We start from the raw sequence: 17,449 nt of genomic DNA on the forward strand, positions 1-17,449 counted from the left end.
ATTCAATATAGGAATCATCTTCTAGTTGCTTAATCTCTTTTTTTATTGTGTCCTTGACATAGGTGCCAGTTTAAAGAGCATATTTTGTATAATAAACCTACAAACTTACATTCGGAGGTGAGGACAGATGCTATTGAACTATGGAATAAATTTCTAATCGGAGGTGTTTACGTGAATATTTTTCGTGAATATTGGTATTATCCTTCTTTTTTCATATCCGCTCTTTTGGTAATCGTAATTGTAGATTTCATTCGGGGAATTGAATTGAGACTGGGTGATAATCTTTTATACGCGTTTGTTTTAACACTGTTCCTATTCATTGCTGATAAATGGTTTTATAAAAAGAAGTCCAATTAGTTAGCGTAAACATTTGGGAAAATTGAAATCTTTATCCTCCAAGATACTTCGGAGAAACATATCTACGTTTTTGCTCTCGTTGTATTCCGTATACTCCAAGTAATGTTTCACGATTGCTCTTGTCCATTCAGAGATTTCCCAATCTACTTTTTTTGCGTCCTTGTTCTTAGGTTTAATGAATTTCATTATTTTTCTCCTTTCTCAAATTAGCAATCTTTTTGGTATAAGAAATAACAATGGTTTTAATACAACAATATTTCAAGTGACAATAAAAATTGTCACTCCATTAAATAGTATGCCAATTCCAGTGCTAATTTATACACCAATTCGCCTCAAACGTTGGTTTAAAAATAAAAAGACGAAATCTTTGCGATTTCGCCTTCTAAATATACTGCTAATTATACTGTTTGCACCTCAAAACCGAACCTGGTAAGATTTCTATCCCTTTGTTTTTCTCTCTATAAATGTGGAACATCATATAAGAAACCTCTTATAATACAATTCCAAAGTTCGTTTGATGGAATTACATATAAGTCTCCCCCTGCTCTTAGCTTACATCTCTTGAATGTTGCTGAATAATAATAGAACTAAAATATTTCCTGGCTTCCGCTGTTACAATGTGTAATCTTTCAACTGCATTTTTGTGACCTGCTTTGTCAGGATTCCTAAGTTCAAAATCAACAAACGCACCGCTAAAATTTTCCGTTACCGCCTTAATTTGATAGCCTTGTTCAAGTAAAAAATCAATTTTCTCTCTTTCGGCCAGAAATTGCTGATATTCAGACATCGATTTCCTCCCTACCCGTTATTGAATTTTTTCCTCAACCATCACTTCATTCCCCTCGGTAATATCCCAATCTCTTCCAACCGTAATCCCTAAATATTTATCATCACTAGGGTCTTCAATTTCAGCCTGCTTGTATTTGACGAACCACCAATACTTTGCAAGAAAATAGTAAGCTGTCATCCCGACAAGAAACCCAACAATAAATGAGTAATTAGATAATAAGTAAGAAGCTACCCCTCCTACAAAAAAGGCAATATAACCCGCTAGATTAAACCCTTTCAAATATTTAAATTGCCCTTCTTTCTCATATAAATCGGGAACATTGACTCTTCTCTTACGAAGAAGATAGTAATCTGCGATTAAAATACCTACAATTGCCGATAGAATCCCTCCGACAATGAGCAGAGCTGGAATAATGATTCCAAACAAACTCCACGGTTGAACAAGAGAGCCGATTAGTCCTGCAGCTACCACTCCTGCCCAGAATGGCACTTTTGGTCCACCGACATTAGAAAAAATGGTTGCAGCAGGAATTAAATTAGCAGAAATATTCGTTGACCATTGGGCAAAAACGATCATCAGTAACAATACCCCTAATATTAGCCCGCTTGCTGCTTGCTGAAGGGCAACAACTGGATCGTAATTAGAAACGGCAATATAGGAGACAGCACCTATAATCACCATAAATGTTTGTGTTAACGGAAGTGCAATGAGACTTCCAACAATTTGTGATTGATTTCTCTTAATCCAGCTTCTTTCATGTCTAGGTGCTTTAATAAAGCGTGAAATCGACGGCATATCCGCTGCTAATGTTCCCCAAAAACCCATATTACTCATAATCACAACGATAAATGCCGTGATCGCAGCACCTCCAGTAACAGGACTTTCAATCCAAGCCCACACATCACGACCTTCTGCTAATGCTTTATCTGATAACGTTACATACATCCAACCTGAAATAATAATGATAATAGGTGCTGCTAAATCCGCGAATCGCTCAACGGCTTTAATACCTAAAGATGTGTTCACGATTTGCAAGGTCGCAAAAAGTAAGAAACAGACAAACCAATTATCAAAGCCAAACAAAACAAATAAGATTCCATTCATAGCTGTCGACCCAAAGTACGTATTAATCCCAAACCAACAGGATGCAACAAATCCACGAATCACAGATGGAATATGAGTACCAATTGTACCAAATGGAGCCCTTAAATAAACAGGGAAGGATAAGCCATGTTCAACCCCAATATCACCAGTCATTGTCATGAACAGACCGATTGCAACTGAGCCAATAACTGTTGCAAGAACGACCCAACCGAGAGAAAGACTTTGTACCCCAGACCCACCAATCGCAAAAGCAGCTAACACAACGGCCATCCCAATCCAAATGAACGCAAACCCAAATGAACCAATCTTCTTTCCACTATGTGGAATTGGCAATAAATCTGGAGACTTCAAGTGACTCTGTTTTTCTTTCAAATGATATCACCCTTTACCTATTATTTTCGGTAAATTCAGTTAATTGGAGTTGGATGACCATCTTTCTTGTTAAGTAAGGCAATTGCTTGACCTTCTCACCTTTGATCAAGCAATTGCATATCAACTAAATCGTTAGTTCTTGGCTTTTACCTGTTTCAGTTGGCTTTGACTGATATTTAGCTCGTTTGAGATATTGACCTTGCCCCAGTGTACCGACGAACTGCTTATCACGAATGACAAATTCACCGCGAGATAGTACCGTTACTGCTTCTCCTGTTACTTGTATTCCTTCAAAAGGGTTATAATCAGCTGCCATATGATGGGTGTTTGCAGAAATGGTTCTCTCTACATTTGGATCGAAAACCACTAGGTCTGCATCGGTTCCAACAGCAATCGTGCCCTTTTGTGGATATAATCCAAATAACTTGGCATTTCGTGTAGACATAATATCAACAAATTGGTTTAATGTGATCCGCCCTTTTTTCACTCCCTCTGAAAAAAGAATACTAACTCTATCTTCAATAATGGGTCCGCCATTTGGTATCTTCGTAAAGTCTCCTTTTCCTAAATCCTTTTGTCCGTTAAAATCAAAGGAGCATTGGTCTGATCCTAATGTTTGCAAGTCTCCATTTTTTAGGGCGTTCCATAACACGTCTTGATGCCATTTCTCTCTAAGAGGAGGTGACCATACGTACTTCGCCCCCTCAAAATCAGGCTTTTCTAAATAGGTTTGGTCAAGGACTAGATACTGCGGACACGTTTCACCCCAGACATCATAGCCTTTCCTTCTTGCTTCCGTAATTTTTTCAACGGCTTCAGCACAGGAGACGTGAACGACGTATAACTGAGAATTGGCCAGCCCGGTTAATTGCGCTGCTCTTCCTGTTGCTTCCCCTTCAACTTCCGGCGGTCTAGTAAGGGCATGGTAGATTGGATCTGTATTGCCTTTTTCTAATGCCTCGTTTATTAAATATTCAATGACGTCGCCATTTTCAGCGTGAACCATCACCAATCCACCTAGCTCTTTTGCTGCCACTAATGTCCGAAACAGCGTTCCATCATCAGCTTGAAAGACATTTTTATAGGCCATAAAGACTTTAAAGGATGTAATCCCCTCTTCATCCATAACGACTGGTAATTCTTCGAGAACATCCTCATTCATTTCACCAATCATCAGATGAAACCCGTAGTCAATGACTGCTTTATCCTTTGACTTGGCATGCCACGTTTGAATTGCATTTTTTAACGGCTCTCCTTTATTTGTTAAACAGAAATCAATAACGGTTGTGGTTCCACCAAATGCTGCAGCGATCGTCCCTGTTTCAAAATCATCCTTTGAAACCGTTCCTCCAAAAGGCATTTCAAGATGGGTATGAGGATCAATCCCCCCCGGAAAAATATAGCGCCCTTTTGCATCAATGACCTCAGCCCCGCCTACGGCTAAATTTTGGCCAATACATGAAATTTTCCCGTTTTCAATCAGTACATCCGCTTGATACGTATCTGTAGCTGTGACAATGGTTCCATTTTTAATCACTTTCTTCATTATGAATAGTCCCCCTCTTACTTTCCTACATCGACTTTACTGCTTTGTATTGACCCAATTACTGCTTGGCGTTCATTCCATGTCATCGGCGGTTGTTCATTAGGAAGTTCAACCATATCAATGGCACCATCAACCGGGCAAACGATCGAACAGAGATTACAACCGACACAATTATCTTCATCTACTTTTAAATAGCCTTTGCCGTTTTCATCCTTCAACATATCGATACATTGATGCGATGTATCTTCACAAGCAATATGACACTTATTACAATTAATACAGACATCCGTGTTAATTCTAGCGACAATTTTATAATTTAAATCAAGATTGCCCCAATCCGAGTACCTGGGAACAGATTTCCCGACAATTCCGTCAATCGTGTCGATCCCTTTTTCATCCAAATAGTTTGAAAGACCTTCGATCATGTCTTCTACGATACGGAATCCATGATGCATCGCTGCTGTACACACTTGCACTCCTGATGCTCCCATCAATAAGTATTCGACGGTATCTTTCCAATTTGAGATACCTCCAATCCCTGAGATTGGTACATTTATACGCGAGTTCCGTGCACATTCTGCAACCATGTTAAGCGCGATTGGCTTCACTGCTGGTCCACAATAGCCACCATGAGAACCCTTTCCAGCAACATGCGGAATGGTATTCCATGTATCAATGTCGACACCTGCTAAACTGTTAATAGTGTTAATCATACTAATTGCATCGGCTCCGCCTTGAACCGCGGCTTCTGCAGTGACCGTAATATCCGTAATATTTGGCGTAAGTTTTACGATAACAGGCGTTTGTGCTACTTCTTTTACCCAATATGTTTGCTTTTCTACTAATTCTGGAACCTGACCAGAAGCTGACCCCATGCCACGCTCTGCCATTCCATGTGGACAGCCGAAATTAAGCTCAAGACCATCAACCCCTACATCCTCAACTCGTTTGACAATCTCATGCCATTTTTCCTGTTTTGGATCAACCATTAAAGATGCAATAATCGCGTGATTTGGAAATTTCTTTTTTGTTTCATAAATCTCTTTTAAGTTAACTTCGAGCGGGCGGTCTGTAATTAGCTCGATATTGTTAAACCCCGCTACTTTTTGCCCATTAAAACTAACTGCAGCAAATCGAGAGGATACATTCAAAATGGGATCTCCCAGTGTTTTCCAAACCGCCCCTCCCCAACCAGCTTCAAATGCTCGTTGAACTTGGTAGCCAGAATTAGTTGGGGGAGCCGAAGCCAGCCAAAACGGATTCGGTGATTCAATTCCTGCAAAGTTTATTCGTAGATCAGCCATATGGTCCCTCCTTATTTATCGCTCGATTACGCAGATTCAGTTACTTTTTTACACAATTGCTTATGGATCGAATAGGCTGTTTCTTTTCCTTGTTGTGCAGCAGAAACAACCATTGCCTCTCCTTGTCCTTTGCCAAAAATAACGTCTCCACATGCAAAAACTTGTTCATTCGATGTTTGGAAGGTCTCTGCATTGATTTTTACAACACCACCATCATGTTCCAAGCCAAATTGTTCGATTAACTGAATGTAACGGGATTGACCAATCGCTTTAACCACCGCGTCAACTTCTAAAGTAAACTCAGAACCTTCTACTGGAACTGGACGCCGACGGCCATCTTCACTCGCTTCAGCTAGCTCCATTTTCATGCACTCAATCGCTCGGACTTTTCCGTTTTCTCCGATCACTCGTTTCGGTGCTGTCAAAAAGCGGAATTCCACACCATCTTGTTTCGCAAATTCATACTCAAAATCATAAGCGGTCATCTCTGCTTCCGTTCGGCGATATAGGATTTTTACATTTTCAGCCCCAAGGCGAACCGAACATGTAGCACCGTCAATTGCCGTATTTCCAGCTCCAATGACAACGACACGCTTTCCAACTAAATGATGGGAGAGTTCCTCTGTCTTTGTTGCTTTTACAAAATCAATAGCATCATACACTCCATCTAACTCTTCACCGTCAATGCCAAGGTTTGGCACACTAGACATTCCAATTGCGAGAACGACAGCATCATAGTTTTCCGTTAACTCATTTACGGAAACATCTTTTCCGACCCTTGTGTTCGTCCGGACTTCTACATCTAGTTGTTTCACCTGGTCTACTTCCCAGAAAGAAATCGATTGAGGTAAGCGGAAAGAGACAATCCCATACGTATTTAACCCGCCCGCTTCTTTTTCCGCTTCAAAAATGGTGACCTTGTAGCCTAGTAACGCTAACTCCCGAGCAGCAGATAACCCAGCAGGTCCACCACCTACGATTGCTACTGCTTTTCCATTTTTCTCACCAGCTTTAAATAAGACTTGTTCATTTTTTATCGCCCAATCGGTTGCATACCGCTGGAGGTTTCCAATCATAATTGGTTTCGTAGAATGATTGAGAACACAAGCCCCTTCACAAAGCTCTTCTGTTGGACAGACTCTTGCGCAGCTTGCACCTATTGGGTTTGATGTCATAATCGTTTTGGCTGAGCCTTTTACATTTCCTGATGCAATTTTTTTAATAAAAGTTGGGATATCTATTCCAGTAGGGCAAGCGGTTATACAGGGGGCGTCATAGCAATAAAGACAACGGTTCGCTTCTTCAATTGCTTCTTGTTTGGATAGACCGAGATGAGCTTCTTCAAAGTTTTTCTTCAAATCTACTAATGATTTATGGGATGCGCTGTTTTTATTCAATAGAAAGCCTCCTTTACGATATAAATCATTTTATTAAAAAGTGAATTTCACTTTTATGGAAGAAGTGAAGTCATTTCTTCATACGTTTCTGGACGGCGGTCACGATAGAATTGCCAAGTGTCCCTTACTTCTCGTATGAGTTTTTTATTCATTTCACCGATAATAATTTCATCTTCATCCCTACTTCCGATCGAGACAAAACTTCCTTTCGGATCAACTAAATACGACTGTCCATAGAACTCACCCATGTTCCAAGGTGCTTCTACTCCTACACGATTAATGGCTCCGACATAATAACCATTTGCTACTGCATGTGCCGGTTGCTCTAGCTTCCAAAGATACTCTGATAAACCAGCAACTGTTGCGGAAGGATTGAATACAATTTCAGCTCCTTTTAATCCTAGTAGTCTAGCCCCCTCTGGAAAATGCCGATCATAACAAATATAGACACCCACTTTGGCAAATGCCGTATCAAAAACTGGATAGCCTAAGTTTCCTGGTTTGAAATAGTATTTCTCCCAGAAGCCATGCCCTTCATTCCCAACTCCAACTTGGGGAATATGTTGCTTACGGTATTTACCTAGATAAGATCCATCTGCATCAATAACAGCTGCTGTATTATAATACGTTGCAATTCCTTCACGCTCATATATCGGGAGAACAATGACAATCTCTAATTCTTTAGCCAAGTCTTGAAATCGTCTTGTAGTAGGGCCATTCGGAATTTCTTCTGCTGCATCATACCATTTTGATTTTTGCTCAGAGCAAAAATATGGACCATAGAAAATTTCCTGCAGACAAACGATTTGAGCCCCTTTGTTTTTGGCATCATTTACTAACTTAATATGTTTCTCAATCGCTTTCTCCTTATGAACCTCAACAGGCTCATCCCCGTGTACATCATTAGAAGCTTGAATAAGTCCGATTTTAACGGTATCTGACATAATAATTCCTCCTTAAAATTTCAATATATTTATAGAAGAAACTCGATAGTAAGCACTAACATCTCTTACTAAAAGTGAGTTTATCACCGATGCCACATAATTCCCTTTCTTTGACCACTACATTAAAAAACGTAAATTGTAAGCGTTTACACACATTGAGCTCAATACAGATTTCCTCCTAGCAACGTCCTTACTATGTACCTTTTGTACAAAAGTTTAGTTAATTGTACTTTTAATTTTTCACTATTACACTATACATAGTGTTAAATAGTCGTATTCAATTATTTATCAATATGTAAAATATCTTTCAGTAACAGAACTCTATAATGATTAGCTAGATCGGAAAAGCTACTACAGTTATAACATAGAACTTTTGCGAAAATTGCAAAAATATGGGACCTGTTTTAAAAATTATTGTGAAATAACCTCACCAATGCAGGTGAGGTTCAAAAAATCTTATTCTAGCGCTCGTTCCATTTCTTTATCCTTCGACGTATGGAATCGTTAAAGGTCCAAGAGGTAGAACGGCTACAGTCATATTTTCACCATACTTTTTCCTTAACTCTTCTAATGTTTGTTCAATATCTTTTGTTGGTTTAAACAACGCTTTGTTTACCACTTCTTCAGATAAAGTCGAATACACAAATACGTCTGCCCACACTTGGATCACAGCTTGTTTTTGCACTTGCCATTGATCAAACATTTTAAATTCTGGGTCATTGATCATATCCAAAATTTCTTGTGGTGACTTTCGCATTTGCAGAATTTGAGCGTAATTTCCATGGTTCGGCAAGCCATCTGAACATTCAGCTGCACAAATAATCGTTCCGCCTTTTTTAACGATTTTATGAGCCGCACTCATCCCTTTAACAGCTTGGTACAAATTTTGGTCTAATGGGTACCCTGAGTTCGATGTAATGACTACATCAAAACGATGATCTGATTTGATCATTGTATGCTCTTTTACAAAGGCACATCCTTCATCATGGGCTTGGTACAACTCACCTGCAAACACTTCTGTAATCTCTTTTTCTTTATTTAACGTCACGTTTAACATGAAATCTGGCTTACATAGGCTGTTTACTTCACGAGTCATATCCTGTACAGGATTATTTGTCATGTTACCCCATGTCGCTAATGGATCTCCTATCATTCTAGCATTATGAAATGTCATAATCGTATCAATCCCTGCGATCCCAGGCATGATCCCCTTTGGACCTCCTGAAAATCCTGCAAAAAAATGAGGTTCAATAAATCCCGTTACGATGCGAAAATCTGCTTCAACATAATCTTTATTTAAATACACATCACACCCAAATTTACTTTGTCCAACATTTACAAGAGTATCTTTATCATGACAGTTGTTGTTAATTACACGAATATGATCAACAACCCATTCCCCTAACATGTGCACAAATTCTTCTCTCGTTTGATCACGATGAGTACCAGTTCCATTTATAATGACAAAGTTCTCCAATGGCACATGAGGGAGCTCTTTAAGTAACCAAGGAATTAACTTTTCATTGGGAGTGGGACGGGTTATATCGCTAATAGCAATTGCTACCTTATCTGTCTCTTTGACTATTTCACGGAGTGGTGGAGTTCCAATCGGATTTTGCAATGCAGCTTGAACAGAGGCTTCCTCGTTATCCAAACCTTGAATATCTTTCGGTTCAACAATGACCGCGTCGTCTGGGACATGAATCGTTAACCCTTCCTTACCATATAACAAAGTTGTTTGCATCGTTATACCTCTCTTTACTGTTTTTTAACACCATTTTATGGACATACTTAAATAAAGTCGCCTAAGGAGACCAAAAACAAATCTTCACTGATTTAATCAATCCTGAACAACATGACCAATTCCTTATGCAGAAACTCGATTTACTAGAAGTAAACCTAACACCTCCTTTTCATGTGTTTTTAATTGAACTAAAAGAAGGCAAGGCTCGAGGTTCACTACTAATAAAAAGATTTGAAGAAGTCGTTAACAAAAACCAATCACTTGTTGGCTTTCTAGAAGTAAACAAACTATTTATTCTTTTATCTGGTTTGTCTTGTGATAGGCAAATAGGTCGACCTATGCTTTCTTTGAAGATAGATTATCATGCCATTTGTTACACGATCGGTTCACCTTAGCTTCTCTAACTGAGAATTTTTAAAAAAAGAACCTTCAATCCAAAGATAGATCAAGGTTCTGTGATTTATTTCCAATAATATTCTATTATTTACTCAATTCCTTTAAGTGAACTTTTTATTTTATCTTTGTTTTATCAATCATTAGAAACGGTTGTCCATTAATGCCAAATGTTGCTTAAACTTTTTCATTCAATACCTTGATTTCTTAATCCAAAGAATTAACTTAATACCAGCTCTTTTTCGCTTAGAGCAAGCGTCTGCTCAGTTGAAGTATGAATTTCATGGATAAGCTCTGGGTTTTCCATAAGTGATACACCATAAGAAGGAATCATTTCTTTAATTTTCGGTTCCCACTCTTTCATATGTTCCGGGAAGCATTTTGTTATTACTTCAAGCATGACGTGAACAGCAGTAGAAGCACCCGGAGAAGCGCCTAGTAATGCTGCGATCGAGCCATCAGCTGCAGTAATCACTTCCGTACCAAATTGAAGCGTTCCTTTGCCGTCTTCAGTATCTTTGATTACTTGCACACGCTGGCCGGCTACTACTAAATCCCAATCCTCACTTTTCGCGTTCGGGATAAATTCACGTAACTCTTCCATGCGCTGTTCTTTCGATAACATAACTTGCTCGATCAGGTATTTTGTCAATGACATGTTTTTGGCCCCTGCCGACAACATAGTTACGAGATTATCCGGTTTTACGGAAGTTAACAAATCAAACATTGAACCGTATTTTAAAAACTTTGGTGAGAAGCCGGCAAACGGTCCAAATAGCAACGATTTTTTATTTTCGATAAATCGTGTATCAAGATGCGGAACAGACATTGGAGGAGCACCAACCTTAGCTTTGCCGTATACTTTTGCATGATGCTGTGCTACAATATCCGGATTATTACATACCATAAAGATTCCGCTTACCGGGAATCCGCCAATATGTTTTCCTTCAGGAATACCGGATTTTTGCAGTAAATGTACACTTCCTCCCCCGCCTCCGATAAAGACGAATTTTGCAGTATGACTTTCGACAGTACCGCTTTCAAGATTCCGTACTTTCAATTCCCACAAGCCGACGCTAGTACGTTTAATATCATTCACGGTATGGTTGTAGTTTATATCGACATTTTTACTATTTAAATGGTCAAACAACATGCGCGTTAAAGCACCAAAGTTGACATCCGTTCCAGAGTCGATTTTTGTTGCTGCTATAGGTTCATTCGAAGCGCGATTTTGCATAATAAGTGGAATCCATTCCATCAGTTTTTCTGGATTTTCCGAAAATTCCATCCCTTCGAATAAGGGATTATTTGACAGAGCTTCAAAACGTTTCTTTAAAAACGTCACATTTTGTTCTCCTTGTACTAAACTCATATGAGGCAATTGCCTGATAAAGCCTTGTGGATTAGTTATCAGTTTGCTGTTTACTAGATAAGACCAAAACTGCATTGAAACTTGAAACTGTTCATTAATTTTTATAGCTTTACTAATATCTACAGATCCATCCGGTTTTTCGACCGTGTAATTAAGCTCGCACAGTGCCGCATGCCCCGTTCCCGCATTATTCCATTCATTAGAGCTTTCCTCTCCCGCGTTTGCGAGCTTCTCAAACACTTTAATGTTCCAGTCCGGTACTAATTCTTTCAAGATTGTCCCTAAAGTCGCGCTCATGGTTCCGGCGCCAATTAAAATGACGTCTGTTTTTGTTTCTCTGTTGCTCATTTTTACCACCCCTAAAATTTACAGAAAAGATGTAGGCGTCCCACCAAGTTAAGGCGCGACCTAATCATACACCTTTTCTATCTCCATTTTAACAATATCATAGCGTATTACTATTATTTATAAATGAACATATCTACTATTATATGATAATTATAAATTATTTAAAAGCTGATAAAAAGTTAAAAGTCAGTCCACAAGGCCTAAGAACAAACAAAAACCAAAGACATTACCAGCTTCTTGCAAGGATTAAGGCTTTGGTTTGCCGTTACTTGTGAACCACCACCCTCTAAGAACGTTGATTTAACAACAAAAAGAAGGAGACCATATCAATGTGATATGATCTTTAAAAAGAGGTGATATTTGTTGTTCCTAAATTGAAACAGTAACAGTTAACGGGCACTATTTCTTTTCTGAATTATTTCTTCTTCGATTTAATTGTTGCAAATGCAAATCCAGAACCGTCCTAACTACCTTTAGAAAACAAACCCATCAGACGAGTCCAGAATCCTTTTTCTTCTTCTACGTCCTCTTCGTTTGTTTCTTGTCTTCTTTTTTAATACTTTCTGTTTTGATGACAAACTGGACAGAGTTTACTTTCTCGTTTTTTGTGGAGACAAAGGATACTGCTTCGAAATGTGATTTATCATACTCAGCGATCATTTGATCGATTTCCTTTTGAATTTGATCCGGTAAATCACTCGTTTTTCGATATAATTCACCTGTCCCGTTGTGAAGCTTCGCAACGCCATCTTCTAATTCATTCGTTCCTCCAGACAGTTCGACGATTCTTGTGTTCCTGTCCTTTTCACTTTCTCATTATATAAACACGGTGTTGCTTATTCAACAAACAGTTTCCTTTCATTCGTCCAGTTCACAACATAAAACGAAGTTATGTTGGATTACGCAAAAAAAATAGAAAAGGAGGGTTCACCTTGACTTCTAAATTGGACAGACGCAAGAAATATACGCGGATGGTGTTGAAAGATAGCCTTATGAAATTGTTAAAAGAAAAGCAGATTTCAACGATTACGGTAAAGGAAATTTGTGAACTGGCCGACATCAATCGCTCGTCTTTCTATTCCCATTACTCAGACCAGTATGACCTTCTTTATAAAATGGAAGAAGAAATTATCGAGGATATGAACAAAACACTTAGTAGCTACAATTTCACGAAGGAAGAAGAAGCATTACAGATGACAAAAAAAATATTAGAGTATATCGCTACAAACAGTGATATCTGTCAAACGCTCTTAAGTGAGCACGGTGATCCTAGCTTCCAAAAGAGAGTCATGTCTCTCACCCATCAATTTACGATGAAAAACTGGATGACCGTCAACAACCTTGATCAAAAAATCTCAGAATACATAAGTCTATTTGTCGTTAGTGGAAGCATTCACGCGATCAAAAGTTGGTTAGATAATGGAATGGATAAATCCCCCAAGGAAATGGCGGAGATTATTAATAACATTAGTAATAAGGTGCTTTCTTCGTTGCGGTAAAGGGAGTTTTAGGAGTGACATGATTTTAAAAATAAAGACTGAACCCAATCGGAATTCAGTCTTGTCCATTTTATAGATGTTCAAATTGGCTTACTTTATTAATTCTTATGGCACTAACACGGCATCAATGACATGGATGACACCATTTGAAGCCTCTATGTCTGATTTTACGACATTTGCTTTATTTACTTGTACAGGGTCAAGCGAAATGGTTACTTCTTTCTCAGCTAATGTTTTCACCTTCATCCCATCTTTCAGATCACTAGACATCACTTTACCAGGTATGACGTGGTACAGCAGAATATCCTTTAAGTCTTCTCTTGCTAATAATTCTTCTGCTGTTACATTTAGATCATTTAGTAGCTTTTCAAACGCCTCATCTGTCGGAGCAAATACAGTAAACGGTCCTTCGCCTTTCAGTGTCTCGATCAAACCAGCTTTCTCTAAAGCAGCCACCAACGTATTAAAGTCACCTGTTTCTACCGCTGTGTCGACAATGTCCTTTTTACTTCCTGAATTCTCTGCTGCAAATCCTCCGACTGAGAATGACATCACCAACATAAAAATCAACAAAACCACAGCATACCATTTCTTATCCATTAATAAATCCTCCTTTTTTTCCGGTAATCATCCAATTTTTAAAGAAATAACATTCGCTCTAACACTTTCTTAAGTACACACCCCCGTTATGTAAACTCAAAAGGTATTATTCGTTTATTTGACACTTTTATCCTTACGTGAACAATAAAAAAACTTATTATGATCCTTAGTAAAAAAACAAAGATGCAATCGTCCATCCCCCTTTTAATGAAGAGTGGATGATCCATATAGAGCCTTCCTGCAGTAAACTTAATTTGCAAAACAAGAAATTGAAGACATGCGGCCCACCATAAAAAAGGTCCAGCAAACAAGCCGAACCTTTCATCACCTTATTTTATTTATACCGTAGTGCAAAACGATAAAAATAAATTAATTCATCCCGTTCCATTTCCCTTGGTTTTTGGATGATTTTAGCTTTTTAGCTTTTTCTTTGTGCTGCCTGTTAGCTGCTGCACTTCCAAGTTCTTTAGAGAACTCTGAATCAGTTTTACTTGAATCAAATCCTTGTTTGTTCTTTTGGTCTGCGTTCGTTTTGCCATTTCGTTTCGCCATAGTATCACCCCTTCTCTCTTTATTTTGAGAATTAAAAAGAGAATTATACGTGATTGCTTTTTTCCTTAATATTGTTTAAAAACCAGTCCTTAGGGGAAAATAATTTACCTTTCTACTGCTGTTGTATTCGATCGTTTTCGGGACAGTCGTAACCACGCTGCCCCTTTTTGCATCATGTTTTCTTAGAATAAACTATGAAAAAGTGATGTGAGATGTTGTGACCAAAGTTCTTTTGCGTCTTAAAAATTATGTTTATGTAAACTAAAAAAACAACCCTTTTGGATTATGCTTTATTTGCCTGGCAACGTCCTGGCTCACCCTTTCTCTTCTACGGGGAAAGGATGTCTTGACGCTATTAACTGGAGATTTTTCAAAAGGTCATTAATACTAGTAACTTTAAAACACATCAAAAAATACAGTTGGATGGGTCATACAACTAGTTATGAATAACTGCAACTACCTCTCCTACTCGAAGCCATTGAAAAAGTCCATCGAGAAGCGGCAATGGCTCCGCACGTTGCGCGCCCGCGGATTGAGAAACCCACTCATAGCGTGCTTTAAAACAAGGCAACGGCTTTTTCAGTAGCTCACCTACACTGGCCACTTCTCTAACGTATAGGACATCTCCCAAAACATATACTCATACCTGCTGCTTGTTATAAAAATAGACTCCATTCGTTGCTTCTCTTCTGCTGAAGCTTTTTTTGCGCAATCATCCAAACGGTTAATCTGTTCCTTTACTAACGTTGCAAACCATTCGTCACCATACGTATCAATCCACTTTTGATAGACGGGATGCTCTGGAGTAGAGCCTTTATACTTCTCTCCGATTTCCCAGTACAACCAATAGCAAGGAAGAATAGCCGCAATCACTTCCCCTAGAGAGCCTTTATAGGCAACAGAAAACAAATGATTCGTATAAGCAACTGCAGTCGGAGCAGGTTCCTCAGCCATATGGCCTTCGCTATTCTTTTCTAGTCCTAAGTCTTTTGCAAATCCTTCATGTAGCATATGCTCTGCATCAAAAGTCGATTTAGCATGAAACGCCATTTGCGACGTTGTATGAAAGTCTAATGCTTTTGCAGCCCCAATCGCTTGTACTTGAGCAAACCTGGAAAGGTAAAAGGAATCTTGCTGTACATAATATGTAAAACACTCAATTGGTAATGACCCATCAGCTACTCCTCTAACAAACGGATGTTCAAAGCTTGCATTCCAAATGGAATCTGCCTTTTTTCGAAGTTGTTCTGAAAATTTCATTTCATTCATCCTCTCTTTAATAATCTATTCCCAAAACTTATAAGTTAAATAGCTTTCATTCGTTCATTTCGTATAATGCGTTCATTAATCGGCCTTTCAACTCTAAAAATTCGGGAGAGACCTTCATTTCTGTTTTCCTTGGCCGAGACAATGTCACCTTCTCTTCTAGAATGACCTCTGTTGGACGAGGGGCTAGCACATAAATACGGTCTGATAAGAATATCGCTTCATCAATACTATGTGTGATAAATAAGACGGTTCGTTGCATTTTCCTCCATATTTGCAACAGCCAACTATGCATTTTCTCACGAGTTAACGCATCCAGAGCGCCAAAAGGTTCATCTAATAACAATAGTTCTTTTTTATGCAAAAAGGTTCGTAGCAACGCAGCTCTTTGTTTCATTCCTCCCGACAAGACGTCCGGATAAGAATGCTCATATCCTTCTAATCCAAACAGCGGAAAAAGAGAAAGCGCCTCTTCCTTAACTTGTTCTGTTTGTTGCTTCGTTATCATTGGACCTAAAAGAACATTTTCTAGCACGGTTTTCCATGGGAATAATAAGTCCTTTTGCATCATGTAACTGCTATAACCACGTTTCCCAATTATATTCTGACCATCTAGTGAAATTTCTCCCTCATGCGGAATATCAAGGCCCGTAATTAAATTAAATAATGTACTTTTGCCACAGCCACTTGGTCCAATTAATGAAACAAACTCTCCTTTTTGAAGATACAGGTTTATTCCTTTAATAACGGGTTCCCCGCCAAACGAATGCTGCAGATTGCGAATGCTTAGTTCCATATACACTCCTAATTTCTCATTAAGGTAAGAATTTATTTGTCATCGCTTCTTCAGTCGATACTTCTATTTCAATTAGTCCAGCCTCAAGCATCCAAGAGGAAAAATTATCCCAAATGTCTTCACTTTGAATGCCCCACTTTTCTGCCCCCCCTTGATAACGCGGGCTTAGCCAATTTTGTGACGCACGAATAAGTTCTTCATCTGTTTCCGGGGTAGCAGCAATTAAAATCTCCGCTGCTTCATCTGGTTGTTCTATCGCAAATTCATATCCTTTTGACATAGCTCTTACAAATTTTTCAACGAGTTCAGGCTTCTCTTTAATTACAGCATCGCTGCTAAAAATAACAGGAGAATAATAGTTAAAGACAGGATCAATATCTTTAAGATAAATCATATTAATGTCTTCACCGCGAATTTCCGCTTCAATTCCTGTCCAACCATAAAAAATCCATTGAAAATCAATGTCTCTCTTCGTATTTGCAAAAAAATCAGCTGATCCAACAATGACATTTTCTACCGAAGAAGGATCAACATGATGCTGATTTAAAACAGTGTTCAAAATCGCCTCTTCCTCAGCACCTCCAAAACCGCCATATGTTTTCCCTTCAAAATCCTCTGGTGATGTAATCTTTTTTTCAACTGGAGAAGCAAAGCCAGAAGTATGCTCCTGAATCACAGCAGCGATCGAAACGACTGGAATATCTTTTGATCTAGCAATGGTCACACCAGTTTGGGATCCGACCCCAAAATCGGCTTGTCCTGCCGCAACAATTGGTACAGCACCTTCCATCGCCGGTTCGATAATCGTTAAATCAATTCCTTCTTCTTCAAAGAACCCTTTTTCTTTGGCGACATAAATACCGGTATGATTCGTGTTTGGTACCCAATCTAACATAAAGGTTGCTTCAACTAATTCTGAAGATTCAACCGGCACCTCTCCCCCAGCTTCTGATTCGATTTCCGACTCCACTTCTTCACTTTGATTCGGCTCTTCTACTTGATTACAACCAACTAAAACGAGCATGATAATCAATAACAAAAAGGTACTTACTTTCTTTAACATCG

18 protein-coding genes are annotated in these 17,449 nt (G+C 38.8%); 3 read left to right on the forward strand and 15 right to left on the reverse strand.

The window, feature by feature from the left end:
* Positions 1 to 171: 171 nt before the first annotated feature.
* Positions 172 to 357, forward strand: a complete 186-nt coding sequence (locus tag SLH51_RS18905) for a hypothetical protein (protein ID WP_335963035.1) — start codon at positions 172 to 174, stop codon at positions 355 to 357.
* Positions 358 to 904: 547 nt separating this feature from the next.
* Here SLH51_RS18905 and SLH51_RS18910 read toward each other — a convergent pair.
* The 7 genes from SLH51_RS18910 to larA all read right to left on the reverse strand — a co-directional run bounded on the left by SLH51_RS18910 (position 905) and on the right by larA (position 9,558).
* The gene (locus tag SLH51_RS18910) at positions 905 to 1,144 is read right to left on the reverse strand and encodes a hypothetical protein (RefSeq protein WP_335963036.1); all 240 of its coding nucleotides are present in this window, start codon (positions 1,142 to 1,144) and stop codon (positions 905 to 907) included.
* 18 nt (positions 1,145 to 1,162) lie between these two features.
* The gene (locus SLH51_RS18915) at positions 1,163 to 2,623 is read right to left on the reverse strand and encodes an NCS1 family transporter (protein ID WP_335963037.1); all 1,461 of its coding nucleotides are present in this window, start codon (positions 2,621 to 2,623) and stop codon (positions 1,163 to 1,165) included.
* A 124-nt stretch (positions 2,624 to 2,747) separates the two neighbouring features.
* Positions 2,748 to 4,169 (reverse strand): dihydropyrimidinase, encoded by a 1,422-nt coding sequence (gene hydA, locus SLH51_RS18920; protein ID WP_335963038.1) that lies wholly within the window; start codon positions 4,167 to 4,169, stop codon positions 2,748 to 2,750.
* A gap of 17 nt (positions 4,170 to 4,186) precedes the next feature.
* Positions 4,187 to 5,473, reverse strand: coding sequence for an NAD-dependent dihydropyrimidine dehydrogenase subunit PreA (gene preA, locus SLH51_RS18925; RefSeq protein ID WP_335963039.1), 1,287 nt, complete (start codon positions 5,471 to 5,473; stop codon positions 4,187 to 4,189).
* Between the two features lie 26 nt (positions 5,474 to 5,499).
* Positions 5,500 to 6,870, reverse strand: a complete 1,371-nt coding sequence (locus SLH51_RS18930; protein WP_335963040.1) for an NAD(P)-dependent oxidoreductase — start codon at positions 6,868 to 6,870, stop codon at positions 5,500 to 5,502.
* 53 nt (positions 6,871 to 6,923) lie between these two features.
* Positions 6,924 to 7,814, reverse strand: coding sequence for a nitrilase-related carbon-nitrogen hydrolase (locus SLH51_RS18935; protein WP_335963041.1), 891 nt, complete (start codon positions 7,812 to 7,814; stop codon positions 6,924 to 6,926).
* 481 nt (positions 7,815 to 8,295) lie between these two features.
* On the reverse strand, positions 8,296 to 9,558 hold the full coding sequence (gene larA / locus SLH51_RS18940) for a nickel-dependent lactate racemase (RefSeq protein ID WP_335963042.1): 1,263 nt from the start codon (positions 9,556 to 9,558) through the stop codon (positions 8,296 to 8,298).
* Between the two features lie 125 nt (positions 9,559 to 9,683).
* Between larA and SLH51_RS18945 the strand changes: the two genes are divergently transcribed.
* On the forward strand, positions 9,684 to 9,953 hold the full coding sequence (locus SLH51_RS18945; protein WP_335963043.1) for a hypothetical protein: 270 nt from the start codon (positions 9,684 to 9,686) through the stop codon (positions 9,951 to 9,953).
* A 218-nt stretch (positions 9,954 to 10,171) separates the two neighbouring features.
* Here SLH51_RS18945 and SLH51_RS18950 read toward each other — a convergent pair whose 3' ends face one another.
* Positions 10,172 to 11,671, reverse strand: coding sequence for a malate:quinone oxidoreductase (locus tag SLH51_RS18950; RefSeq protein ID WP_335963044.1), 1,500 nt, complete (start codon positions 11,669 to 11,671; stop codon positions 10,172 to 10,174).
* Between the two features lie 519 nt (positions 11,672 to 12,190).
* Complete coding sequence (locus SLH51_RS24520) at positions 12,191 to 12,457, reverse strand: hypothetical protein (RefSeq protein ID WP_418770307.1); 267 nt, start codon at positions 12,455 to 12,457, stop codon at positions 12,191 to 12,193.
* Positions 12,458 to 12,603: 146 nt separating this feature from the next.
* Here SLH51_RS24520 and SLH51_RS18955 point away from each other — a divergent pair, with 146 nt between their 5' ends.
* Complete coding sequence (locus SLH51_RS18955; protein ID WP_335963045.1) at positions 12,604 to 13,170, forward strand: TetR/AcrR family transcriptional regulator; 567 nt, start codon at positions 12,604 to 12,606, stop codon at positions 13,168 to 13,170.
* 105 nt (positions 13,171 to 13,275) lie between these two features.
* Here SLH51_RS18955 and SLH51_RS18960 read toward each other — a convergent pair whose 3' ends face one another.
* From SLH51_RS18960 to SLH51_RS18985, 6 genes are all read right to left on the reverse strand, one after another.
* Positions 13,276 to 13,770, reverse strand: coding sequence for a fasciclin domain-containing protein (locus SLH51_RS18960; RefSeq protein WP_335963046.1), 495 nt, complete (start codon positions 13,768 to 13,770; stop codon positions 13,276 to 13,278).
* Positions 13,771 to 14,139: 369 nt separating this feature from the next.
* A complete protein-coding gene (locus tag SLH51_RS18965; RefSeq protein ID WP_332697872.1) occupies positions 14,140 to 14,322 on the reverse strand; it encodes a hypothetical protein in 183 nt (60 codons plus the stop codon).
* A 436-nt stretch (positions 14,323 to 14,758) separates the two neighbouring features.
* Positions 14,759 to 14,926, reverse strand: coding sequence for a hypothetical protein (locus SLH51_RS18970; protein WP_335963047.1), 168 nt, complete (start codon positions 14,924 to 14,926; stop codon positions 14,759 to 14,761).
* The gene (gene tenA / locus SLH51_RS18975; RefSeq protein WP_335963048.1) at positions 14,914 to 15,582 is read right to left on the reverse strand and encodes a thiaminase II; all 669 of its coding nucleotides are present in this window, start codon (positions 15,580 to 15,582) and stop codon (positions 14,914 to 14,916) included. Before tenA ends, SLH51_RS18970 begins: the two co-directional genes overlap by 13 nt.
* A gap of 55 nt (positions 15,583 to 15,637) precedes the next feature.
* The gene (locus SLH51_RS18980) at positions 15,638 to 16,384 is read right to left on the reverse strand and encodes an ABC transporter ATP-binding protein (RefSeq protein WP_335963049.1); all 747 of its coding nucleotides are present in this window, start codon (positions 16,382 to 16,384) and stop codon (positions 15,638 to 15,640) included.
* 19 nt (positions 16,385 to 16,403) lie between these two features.
* The gene (locus tag SLH51_RS18985; protein ID WP_335963050.1) at positions 16,404 to 17,447 is read right to left on the reverse strand and encodes an ABC transporter substrate-binding protein; all 1,044 of its coding nucleotides are present in this window, start codon (positions 17,445 to 17,447) and stop codon (positions 16,404 to 16,406) included.
* Positions 17,448 to 17,449: the final 2 nt, after the last annotated feature.

Source organism: Halalkalibacter kiskunsagensis (assembly GCF_037027555.1).
Taxonomy (GTDB): domain Bacteria; phylum Bacillota; class Bacilli; order Bacillales; family Bacillaceae_D; genus Halalkalibacter; species Halalkalibacter kiskunsagensis.

Bases quoted from the DNA above. Each gene is read 5' to 3' on its own strand.
- preA (WP_335963039.1), bottom strand. From the start codon at position 5,473: ATGGCTGATCTACGAATAAACTTTGCAGGAATTGAATCACCGAATCCG.
- tenA (WP_335963048.1), bottom strand. From the start codon at position 15,582: ATGAAATTTTCAGAACAACTTCGAAAAAAGGCAGATTCCATTTGGAAT.
- SLH51_RS18910 (WP_335963036.1), bottom strand. From the start codon at position 1,144: ATGTCTGAATATCAGCAATTTCTGGCCGAAAGAGAGAAAATTGATTTT.
- larA (WP_335963042.1), bottom strand. From the start codon at position 9,558: ATGCAAACAACTTTGTTATATGGTAAGGAAGGGTTAACGATTCATGTC.
- SLH51_RS18945 (WP_335963043.1), top strand. From the start codon at position 9,684: ATGCAGAAACTCGATTTACTAGAAGTAAACCTAACACCTCCTTTTCAT.
- hydA (WP_335963038.1), bottom strand. From the start codon at position 4,169: ATGAAGAAAGTGATTAAAAATGGAACCATTGTCACAGCTACAGATACG.
- SLH51_RS18935 (WP_335963041.1), bottom strand. From the start codon at position 7,814: ATGTCAGATACCGTTAAAATCGGACTTATTCAAGCTTCTAATGATGTA.
- SLH51_RS18965 (WP_332697872.1), bottom strand. From the start codon at position 14,322: ATGGCGAAACGAAATGGCAAAACGAACGCAGACCAAAAGAACAAACAA.
- SLH51_RS18980 (WP_335963049.1), bottom strand. From the start codon at position 16,384: ATGGAACTAAGCATTCGCAATCTGCAGCATTCGTTTGGCGGGGAACCC.
- SLH51_RS18960 (WP_335963046.1), bottom strand. From the start codon at position 13,770: ATGGATAAGAAATGGTATGCTGTGGTTTTGTTGATTTTTATGTTGGTG.
- SLH51_RS18950 (WP_335963044.1), bottom strand. From the start codon at position 11,671: ATGAGCAACAGAGAAACAAAAACAGACGTCATTTTAATTGGCGCCGGA.
- SLH51_RS18985 (WP_335963050.1), bottom strand. From the start codon at position 17,447: ATGTTAAAGAAAGTAAGTACCTTTTTGTTATTGATTATCATGCTCGTT.